The following is a 9,917-nucleotide window of genomic DNA, read 5'->3' on the forward strand; positions in this document are numbered from 1 at the left end:
TATGCCCCGTAGACACGTAGCCGCTGGCGCTTTAGGTTTCGTTCTTGTTGTTGCCTCTAGCGCTTGTTCCTTATCGACGCCCACTGACCAGCCAGCCGATACCTCCACATCCGCAGCCACTTCCGCCGCGCCCAGCTCCGAAAGCTCCGACGCTGCCGAACCCAGCGCGCCCCCAGCGGAGAACCAGCAGGCGTGTGCCCGGGTGGAGGGCATGGCCCCGAGGGAGATGGCTGGCCGGATGCTTGCTGTGGGCGTCACCACCTACGAATCAGCAGAACAAGCCGTCGACGAAGGTGTGCGCCACCTTTTCATCGGCTCGCAGACCGATAAATCCATTCTGAATGGGCAGGGCGATCCCGCGCGTAGCCTGGCGGCGCTCGAGGAACGCGCGGGCGAACCGTTGACGGTGAGCGTGGACGAGGAAGGCGGGCTGGTGCAGCGCCTTTCAGAGATTATTGGTGAGCTGCCGAGTGCGCAGCAGATGGCGGAGACGATGAGCCCCGAGCAGGTGCGCGACCTCATGGCCGAACACGGCAAGAAGGTCCGCGACCTGGGGATCACCGTGGACTTCGCGCCGGTGGTGGATCTGGCCGGCGGCCAAGAGGTTTCCGATAACGCGATCGGCTCGCGCTCGTTCAGCGCCGACCCGAAGGTGGCGGCGGATTACGCGCGCGCGTACTCGGAGGGCCTGCAGCAGGCGGGCGTGACCCCGGTGCTGAAGCACTTCCCAGGCCACGGCCACGCCACGGGTGACTCGCACATGGGTGCTGTGACCACCCCGCCGCTGGAGCAGATGCAGGGCAACGACCTGCTGCCTTTCCGCGAGCTGGTGGATGTTGAGGGCATGGCCGTGATGGTTGGCCACGTGGAGGTGCCGGGGCTGGGCGAGCCTTTGCCGTCTTCGGTGAATCCTGCGGCCTACAAGCTGCTGCGGGAAGGTGGTTATGGGCCGAAGCATGACGCCCCAGGTTTCGACGGCGTGATCTACACCGACGACCTAACGGGTATGAAGGCCGTGACGGATCGTTACCCCGGCCCGGAGGCAGCCGTGGCCGCGCTGGAGGCGGGAGCGGACGTGGCGCTTGCCGCAGCGGGGGCAGTGGAGATCCCCGATGTGGTGGAGGCCATCCGCGTGGCGATCGACGAAGGGCGGATTCCTGAGGATCAGGTGCGAGATTCTGTGAATCGCACCTGTGTAACGGAGTAAAAGAATTCCCTGTTCGGGGGATTCGCGATACACTAACCTGCGTGAATTCTCAGGATCAGACTAACCGGAGCCGTCGGCCCGTCAAGCCACGCAAGCGCCGCGGCATTCCGTGGTGGGCGTGGTTCTTCGTCGGCTTGATCGGCCTGGGGGGCCTGCTCTACGGCGTGGATCTGGCCATGAGTGAGGGCAAGGTGCCGCGCGGCGTGACCGTCGGCGGCGTGGACATTAGTGGTGTGGATAAGTCCCAGGCGGAGCAGCGTTTGCGCAATGACCTGGGCGAACGTACCCGCCAGCCGGTGACGGTTCTGGCGGGCAACATGAGCTCCACAATCGAGCCTGCCAAGTCTGGCATGCAGGTGGATTGGGGTGCCACGGTGGACCAGGCGGGCCAGCAGCCACTGAACCCGATCACGCGCATCCGTTCCTTCTTCGAGACCCGCGAGGTGGGCATTATCTCGAAGATTACGGACGAGGGCCTGAACCGGTCCCTGAACCGCGTGGAGCGGGAGCTTACCCGCGACGCGGAAAACGCCAAGTTGTCCGTCGGTGCTGACGGCAAGGCGGATATTAAGGAGGACAAGCCAGGGCAGACCGTGGATCGGGAGCTGCTGGATACCGAGGTGCGGGAAAACTGGCTGAACACCGATGGGCGCGTGAACGTGGAGGCCACGATCACCCCGGCGGATGCGGATAAGGACGCCGCCGAGCGAGCCGCCAAGCAGTATGTAAAGCCGGCGACGGCGAAGAACCTGGTGTTCCATGGCCGCGACAAGGTTGACGGTGTGATCACTCCGCAGAATTGGCACGAGATCCTGACCTTCAAGGTGGACGGCGGCGAGTTCATGCCGGAGTGGAACACGGAGAAGGCGCAGGAGATCCTGAGTGAGCAGCTTTCCAGCACTGAGGTGGAGTACCGCGACGCGAGCTTCGAGTTCCACGGCGATGACATCACGGTGGTGCCGTCCAAGGATGGTGTGGAGATCAAGTGGAAGGAAACGCTGGGCGACCTGCAGGCCAAGGCGTTGGATAAGAAGAAGCGCGACCACGAGGTTGTGTACGAGGATAAGAAGGCCGAGTACACCACCGAGCAGGCGAAGAAGGCCCACTTTGACGATGTGGTGGGCACCTTCACCACTGGCGGTTTCAGTGGCCCTTCGGGTACCAACATTCGCCGCGTGGCGGAGATGGTCAATGGTGCGATTGTGCTGCCGGGGGAGACGTTCTCTCTGAATGGTCACACCGGGCCGCGCGGTACTGCACAGGGCTTTGTGGAGTCCGGAATTATTATCGACGGCCACGCCGGTAAGGCGGTTGGCGGCGGTATTTCGCAGTTCGCAACCACTCTGTACAACGCCTCGTACTTCGCCGGCATGGAGGACGTGGCGCACACCCCGCACTCCTATTACATTTCCCGCTACCCGGCTGGCCGCGAGGCGACCGTGTACGAGGGCGCGATCGACCTGAAGTTCAAGAACCCGTTCGACACGCCCGTGCGCATCACCACGGACGTGAGTGGGGATTCCGTCACAGTGCGTCTGCACGGTGTGAAGCAGGTGGATGTGGAATCCATCCCGGGCGAGCGTACGAACCCGACGTCTCCGAAGAAGATGGAATTGGACGGTGACGACTGCTCGCCATCCTCCGGCGCGCCGGGCTTCACCACCACCGACACCCGCGTGGTGAAGGACCTGAAGGGCAAGGAGCTTTCCCGCGAGACCCAGCGCACGGTCTACGACCCGCAGCCGATCGTGAGCTGTAAGTAGGAGCTAAGCCGCCTGGCCCTAGCCCTAGGGTTGTGGGCCGGGGGGGGGGGACGAGCAGCCCAACGCTCACTATCTCTGGAACCGGCCTACGTCGTGCTTCAGACAGAAGCGTGGAGAGCAGTTTGTGGGTGCGAAGGACGCTAGAACAACCGGTGTTGTGCACATGCTAAAAGGGGCGGGAACGAAGTCTCGTTCCCGCCCCTTTGCGTATCAAAGCCTGGAGCTTAAAGCTCTAACAGGTCTTAGATGATGATGCCCTGGTTCTTCAGGTAGTTGCCGATGGCGATGCCAACACCAGCGATAGCGCCAACAACAGCGGTGAAGGACAGGGTCTTGGTCAGGATCCACCAGCCCGGCTGGTTCTCGATCTGCTGCGGGCCGAAGACCTTTGCGCCGCTGATCTTACCGGTCGGGTTCAGGGTGTCACCGTAGTTCTTGGTCTTGTCACCGTCGTTGGTCACCTTGTCGCCGCAGTGCTCCGTGGAGCCGTAGAGCGGGCAACGGTATGGATCCTCGGTCTGTGCGGATGCAACAGCGGTGCCACCCAGAGCAACGGAGGAAGCAGTGGCGATGGCCAGAGCGGCCTTGCGGAAGTTCTTCATGTTAGAAATCCTTTTCCTTGAAATCTTGTGATGAAAGAGAATTGCAGCTCTGGATTAGCCCAGGAAGCCGTTGTACTTCAGGAAGTTGTAGGCCGGAGCAACGATCAGGCCCAGAACGGAAGCAGCGGCAGCAGCGATGCCGCCACCGATGAACAGCTTGGCCCACCAAGGCGTGTTGTTATCTTCACCCTTGAACCAGTTAGCAACGTCGTTGGCGTCGAATTCCTGGGTCCAGCCCAGCTTGCCCTCGGAGCCAGCCAGCTTCTCCTTCACCTTGGAGGAGCCGGAGGCGCCGTCCTGCTCCTTGGTGATGGAGCCCGGGGTGGTGTCATTCTCAGCAGCAGCAACGGAAACGCCGGAGATGGCGACGGTGGTAGCGGTAGCAACAGCCAGAGCTGCGTTGCGGAACTTACGCATCTGAAATGCCTTTCTGTAAGTGTGAGTGGTTCGAAGTCAAGGACTTCACTTAAGTTTCTCTTGGCTCCTTGATCGCCACTAGCTCTTTCATAAGAGATTCCGGCTACGAAGCTGTTGAAACGCTGGCAAGTCCTAACAGATAGCTACCTTAACAGGGGTTTTAATGTTCCGCTAAGCGAAGACGGGGTTTTCTCGGTGATATGGGTCACTTATGGTAGAGCGCTAGGGAATGCTTCCTGAATTCCACGTCATTTCCCCAGGTATGCGCATAAAAATATGTCGATAAGAACTCTTTGTGCCTGCTTCACATTAGGGGGTGAATTAAGGGGGTGCAAGAGGTCGTGTCTCCCAAAGAAGCTCAGGATTTAGGGTAGAGCGCGACTATTCAGTGCCCAGTCCCGCCTCAGTTTTCGTTCACCTGCACTTAAGTCCCGTTAACCTAGAACTGCCCGCAAGGTCACCTGAAGGTCACTTTCTGTTCATCTGGCAATTGTAAATTTGCCTGCTATGCGTATGACAGTGTTTGGAACCGGATACCTTGGCGCAACTCACGCCGCCTGCATGGCCGAAATGGGCCACGACGTGCTCGGGGTCGATGTCGACCCGGATAAAATCCAAGCTCTCTCCGAAGGTCGCGTGCCCTTCTTCGAGCCCGGCCTGCCGGAGATCCTCACCCGCAACATTGAAGCCGGCCGCCTGCGCTTTACCACCGACTACGCCGAAGCCGCCGAGTTCGCCGACGTCCACTTCATCGGCGTGGGCACCCCGCAGCGCAAGGGCTCCTATGCAGCGGACACCACCTATGTAAATGCCGTCATCGAAACGCTTGCCCCACTGGCTAGCGGCAACCACACCATCTTCGGCAAGTCCACCGTCCCGGTCGGCACTGCGCACGAGCTGCAGCAGAAGGCGGATGAGATCGTGGCGGCGTCCCCAAACAATGCCCAAATCACCATCGCGTGGAACCCCGAGTTCCTGCGCGAAGGCCACGCGGTGAAAGACACGCTGCACCCAGACCGCATCGTCCTCGGTCTCGGCGACGATAGCTCCAACAGCGACGATCGCGCCGAGCAGCAGCGGGTAGAGAACCTCGCCCGCGAGATCTACGCCCCCGCGCTCGACGAAGGCACCCCGTTCCTGGTCATGGACCTGCCGACCGCAGAACTGGTCAAGGTCTCCGCGAACGCCTTCCTGGCCACCAAGATCTCTTTCATCAACGCTGTTTCGGAGCTGTGCGAGATCGTCGGCGCGGACGTCACCGCACTCGCCGACGCGATCGGCATGGATGAGCGCATCGGGCGCAAGTTCCTCGGCGCCGGCCTGGGCTTCGGCGGCGGTTGCCTGCCGAAGGATATTCGCGCGTTCATGGCGCGCGCAGGTGAGCTCGGCGCGGACCAGGCGCTGACGTTCCTTCGTGAGGTGGACGCCATCAATATGCGCCGCCGCGAGAAGACAGTAGAGCTGGCGCGGGAGACGCTGGGCGGCTCCCTGATCGGCCGCAACGTGACGGTCCTCGGCGCGGCCTTCAAGCCCAACAGCGACGATGTGCGCGATTCCCCGGCCCTGGCCGTAGCGGGTTCACTGTCCCTGAGTGGTGCGAACGTTACCGTGTACGACCCGCAGGGTATGGAGAACGCCGCGAAGATCTTCCCCACACTGACCTACGCACCGAACGTAGAGGAAGCCCTCGAAGGCGCGGAGATCGTGATCGTGGCAACCGAGTGGAAGCAGTTCCAGGAGCTCGACCCGGTAGCTGCCCGCAAGTTCGTGGCCGGGGACAACCCCACAGTGCTGGACGGCCGCAACTGCCTGCCGCGCAAAGAATGGGAAGCCGCGGGCTGGAACTTCCTGGCGCTGGGGCGGGGCTAGTACACGGCTAGCTGGCTGCGCACAGCGCCACACCCGCTAGGCTATAGAGCGTGTTACTTTCAGACCGAGACATCCGCGCCGCCATCAACTCCGGCGAGCTGACGATCGACCCCCACGACGATCAGATGGTCCAGCCATCCAGCATCGACGTGCGCCTCGACGGCCTGTTCCGCGTGTTCAATAACTCCAAGTACACGCACATCGACCCGAAGCAGCCGCAAGAGGAACTCACCACCCTGGTGGAAGTCCCCGACGACGAAGCCTTCATCCTGCACCCCGGCGAGTTCGTCCTGGGTGCGACCCTGGAATGTTTCGGCATCCCCGCCCACCTGGCCGGCCGCCTGGAGGGCAAGTCCTCCCTGGGCCGCCTGGGTCTGCTGACGCACTCCACGGCCGGGTTCATCGACCCGGGCTTCACCGGACACATCACCCTGGAGCTTTCCAACACCGCCAACCTGCCCATCGCCCTCTACCCAGGCATGAAGATCGGCCAGCTGGCACTATTCACCATGACCAGCCCGGCGGAAGCCCCCTACGGCAGCGGCGCCCTGGGCTCCAAGTACCAGGGGCAGCGCGGCCCGACCCCCTCCAAGGCCTACCTGAACTTCCAGAACTAGCTGGGGCGCGAGGTGGCGTCAATAAAAAAGGCGCCCCAAAAGGGCGCCAGCCTGTAACAGCTACTGCCGGTAGCTGGCCAGGAAGTTACCCAAGCGCTCGATCGCGGCACGCAGATCCCGAGCCCACGGCAGCGTAACCACGCGGAAGTGGTCCGGGGTCGGCCAGTTAAAGCCCGTGCCCTGCACCAGGTGGATCTTCTCCGAGCGCAGCAGGTCGAACATGAACTGCTCGTCGTCGTGGATCTCGTGCACATTCGGATCCAGGCGGGGGAAGGCATACAGCGCACCCATCGGCTTCACGCAGCTCACGCCCGGGATCTCGTTCAGTGCCTCGTAAGCGGCGTTGCGCTGCTCCAGCAGGCGCCCGCCCGGCAGCACCAGATCGTCGATGGACTGGCGGCCGGAAATAGCCACCTGGATCGCATGCTGCGCCGGCACATTCGGGCACAGGCGCGTGCCCGCCAGCACGTTAATGCCCTCGATGAAGCCATTCGCATGCCCCTTCGGCCCGGTAATCACCATCCAGCCGGAACGGTAGCCCGCCACGCGGTACGCCTTCGACAGGCCGTTGTAGGTGATGCACAGCAGGTCCGGGCATAGGGAAGCAATGTTGATGTGCTGGGCATCGTCGTACAAGATCTTGTCGTAAATCTCGTCGGCCAGGATCAGCAGGGAGTGCTCGCGCGCCACGTCCACGATCTGCTGCAGGATCTCGCGGGAATACACCGCACCCGTCGGGTTATTCGGGTTGATAACCACGATGGCCTTCGTGCGCTCCGTGACCTTCGCCTTGATGTCCTCGATGGAGGGCATCCAGTCGTTCTCCTCGTCGCACAGGTAGTGCACAGGGCGGCCGCCGGACAGGGAGGTGGAGGCGGTCCACAGCGGGTAGTCCGGGGAGGGGATCAGCACCTCGTCACCGTCGTTGAGCAGCGCCTGCATCGTCATGGTGATCAGCTCGGATACACCATTGCCCAGGTAGACATCCTCGACGTCGAACTGGGGAAAGCCCGGGATGACCTCGTAGCGGGAGACGATTGCGCGGCGGGCGCTGATGATGCCCTTCGACGTGGAGTAGCCCTGCGCCGTCGGCAGCGCGGCGATCATGTCGCGCATGATCACATCCGGCGCCTCGAAGCCGAACACCGCGGGGTTGCCTGTGTTGAGCTTCAGGATGCGGTGCCCGTCGGCCTCCATTCGCTCCGCCTCGGTGTTCACCGGGCCGCGAATTTCGTAGAGGACGTTTTGCAGCTTCGTCGATTGATCCAGCGTGCGCAGTTCGCTTGGGCGTTTGGGGGTACTCATTCTCCCCATTGTGCCATTGTGGCTGCTATTTTTATAGTTTTTCTTATTGACGCCCCCTCGCGGTTCGACCGGTAGAGGTGAGGCTGTCGGGTGGGTTAGTTGTTGCGCGGGGCGGGGTTTTCGTCGGGGTTCGGGGCGCCATTGCCAGGACCGTTGCCAGCGCCAGCGCCATTGCCGTTGCCGTTGCCGTTTCCGTTGTTGCCGGTGCCGGGGGAGGGGTTGCCACCGGCATCTCCGCCGATGCCACCGGGGCGAGGAGTGCCTCGGTTTGGCGAGCTGGGGCGCGGTTCGTTATCGCGTGGCGGGCGAGAGGACTTCGTGCTGCTAGACGGCTTGGAGCTTTCGGATTCGGACTCGGACTCGGTGGGGGTTTCCTGCTCCGTCTGCACGGGCTCCTGGGGCGCGTAGTAGTTCTGGTTGCCGCCTCCGTAGCCGGGACCCGCGTCTGGGGTTGGCGGCGTTTCGTCGTCATCGTACTTTCCGGTGGTGGTGGGCTTGGGGTACGAGGGCTTCAGCTGCTCAGTGTTGCTAGAGCTTCCGGGGGCGCCGGTTTCTGTGGAGCGCATGGTGGCGAACGCACCGATGGCGACGACGATGGTGGCGATCAGGCCCAGGGTGAGTACCCAGGCCCAGAAGGGCATGATCCCGAAGAACTTCCGGAGGCCGGATTTTGGCTTTTCTTCTTCCAGCTCGTCTGGGTTCTCGGGGTCTTCTGGGGTCTCCGGGGCCTCGGGGTTCTCCTGGGCTTGCGGGGTATTGGGGTTAGCGGCCGCGCCCGAGGCTTCGCCAGCAGCCGCGCTACCGGACCCCGCATCGGCCGCCGTGCTACCGGTCGCGCTACCGGCCGCGCTACCGGCAGCCGCGCCACCAGCGTTTAGGTCAGAGTCGGTGACAGCCTTCATTACTGAGGTTTCTTCAGCGTCGCTGACGGACTTCCCCGAGTTGAGGGGGTTGTTCTTGTCGTTCGAATCAGCGTCAGTCATGGAAACCTACCTCTATCTGTGGGCGTGAGGCTTGTGCGCGTGGGCTCTTTCTATGAGATTTCATTCTAGAATATTGCGCGCCACGGGTACATTCTCAGCCCCGGGATTGGCCGGAGGGCGGATGTCCCAAATCTTCCACGCTGTTTTTATAACTATTCCATGTGTGCAGGTCAAAGAGTTTTGACGGTTCCGTCATTTCAGTGAAAAACGTCGAAAATGGAAGATTTGGGACATCGCGCTGGCGGCGAAAGCAACAGCGGCGGCAGATCCAGCGTGTTGCTGGACCCGCCGCCGCTATTCAGCGTGCGAGCTAGTCGCTTTTACTGTGCGCCCGGTGCGCCAGGAGCACCCGGAGCGCCGGGGACGATGTTGGTCAGCTTAATCGGACCGCCATCGTTGGCCGGCTGTGCTGGTTGGGCTGGCTGAGCCGGAGCTTCTTCTGCCGGGGTTTCCTCGGCCTGCTCGGTGTCGGCCTGCTCGGCCTCAGTCTGATCGGTCTCAGCCTGCTCAACTTCGGCCTGTGGCTCCTCGGTCGGAGCCTCTGCCTCAGCCTTCTGATCCTCTGCCGGAGCTGCCGGGGCAGCAGCGGGAGCAGCAGCTGCAGCCGGGGCTGCAGGAGCCGGGGCACCCGGTGCGCCCGGAGTAGTGGCCGTCAGCTTGATCGGGCCACCATCCTGTGCGGGCTGAGCGGCCGGTGGTGCTTGCTCTGCCGGTTCTGCCGGGGCTGTTGGAGCTGCCGGTGCGGCCTGCGGAGCCTCAGCGGACTCAGCCTTAGCCTCTGCCGGTGCGGCTTCCTGTGCCTCTGCCTTGTCCGAGTCGTCGGAGGCAGCGGCTGCAGCAGCGCCCGCGCCAGCGGCGGCGCCTGCACCAGCGGCGGCAGCCGGAGCTGCGGCCGGAGCGGCAGGAGCACCCGGTGCGCCCGGGGCACCCGGAGCGGTGGCGTTCAGCTTGATCGGGCCACCATCCTGAGCCGGCTGTGCAGCCGGTGCCGCCGGAGCGGCCTGCTCAGCCTTCGGAGCCTCTGCAGACTCGTTGGACTCAGCAGCCGGAGCAGCAGGTGCTGCCGGTGCGCCCGGGGCTGCTGGAGCACCCGGGGCAGCCGGAGCACCCGGAGCTGCAGGTGCGCCGCCAGCCTTCGGTGCTTCCTGAGTGTC

Annotated in this window: 8 protein-coding genes and 1 pseudogene; 4 read left to right on the forward strand and 5 right to left on the reverse strand. The window is 63.1% G+C overall.

Annotated elements, in window-relative coordinates; translation table 11 throughout:
• The first annotated feature begins 1 nt into the window (after window position 1).
• On the forward strand, window positions 2-1,207 hold the full coding sequence (locus tag JQ46_RS00390; protein WP_034984451.1) for a glycoside hydrolase family 3 N-terminal domain-containing protein: 1,206 nt from the start codon (window positions 2-4) through the stop codon (window positions 1,205-1,207).
• A 41-nt stretch (window positions 1,208-1,248) separates the two neighbouring features.
• Entirely contained in the window at window positions 1,249-2,970 is a 1,722-nt protein-coding gene (locus JQ46_RS00395; RefSeq protein WP_034984453.1) for a VanW family protein, read from the forward strand.
• 242 nt (window positions 2,971-3,212) lie between these two features.
• Here the strand turns inward: JQ46_RS00395 and JQ46_RS00400 are convergent, their stop codons facing one another.
• Both JQ46_RS00400 and JQ46_RS00405 read right to left on the reverse strand, forming a co-directional pair.
• Window positions 3,213-3,572 (reverse strand): hypothetical protein, encoded by a 360-nt coding sequence (locus tag JQ46_RS00400; protein WP_034984455.1) that lies wholly within the window; start codon window positions 3,570-3,572, stop codon window positions 3,213-3,215.
• Window positions 3,573-3,626: 54 nt separating this feature from the next.
• Complete coding sequence (locus JQ46_RS00405) at window positions 3,627-3,989, reverse strand: hypothetical protein (RefSeq protein ID WP_034984456.1); 363 nt, start codon at window positions 3,987-3,989, stop codon at window positions 3,627-3,629.
• Window positions 3,990-4,496: 507 nt separating this feature from the next.
• Here JQ46_RS00405 and JQ46_RS00410 point away from each other — a divergent pair.
• Together JQ46_RS00410 and dcd are read left to right on the forward strand one after the other, a co-directional pair.
• Window positions 4,497-5,858, forward strand: a complete 1,362-nt coding sequence (locus tag JQ46_RS00410) for a UDP-glucose dehydrogenase family protein (protein WP_034984457.1) — start codon at window positions 4,497-4,499, stop codon at window positions 5,856-5,858.
• Between the two features lie 50 nt (window positions 5,859-5,908).
• Window positions 5,909-6,475, forward strand: a complete 567-nt coding sequence (gene dcd / locus JQ46_RS00415) for a dCTP deaminase (RefSeq protein ID WP_034984458.1) — start codon at window positions 5,909-5,911, stop codon at window positions 6,473-6,475.
• A gap of 60 nt (window positions 6,476-6,535) precedes the next feature.
• Here the strand turns inward: dcd and JQ46_RS00420 are convergent, their stop codons facing one another.
• The 3 genes and pseudogenes from JQ46_RS00420 to JQ46_RS11300 all read right to left on the reverse strand — a co-directional run.
• A complete protein-coding gene (locus JQ46_RS00420) occupies window positions 6,536-7,780 on the reverse strand; it encodes a pyridoxal phosphate-dependent aminotransferase (RefSeq protein ID WP_172457266.1) in 1,245 nt (414 codons plus the stop codon).
• 95 nt (window positions 7,781-7,875) lie between these two features.
• On the reverse strand, window positions 7,876-8,763 hold the full coding sequence (locus tag JQ46_RS11295; protein WP_034984460.1) for a hypothetical protein: 888 nt from the start codon (window positions 8,761-8,763) through the stop codon (window positions 7,876-7,878).
• A gap of 320 nt (window positions 8,764-9,083) precedes the next feature.
• Window positions 9,084-9,917: pseudogene (locus JQ46_RS11300) on the reverse strand (Fe-S oxidoreductase); the annotation flags it as partial.

This window comes from Corynebacterium jeikeium (assembly GCF_000738175.1).
Classification (GTDB): domain Bacteria; phylum Actinomycetota; class Actinomycetes; order Mycobacteriales; family Mycobacteriaceae; genus Corynebacterium; species Corynebacterium jeikeium_C.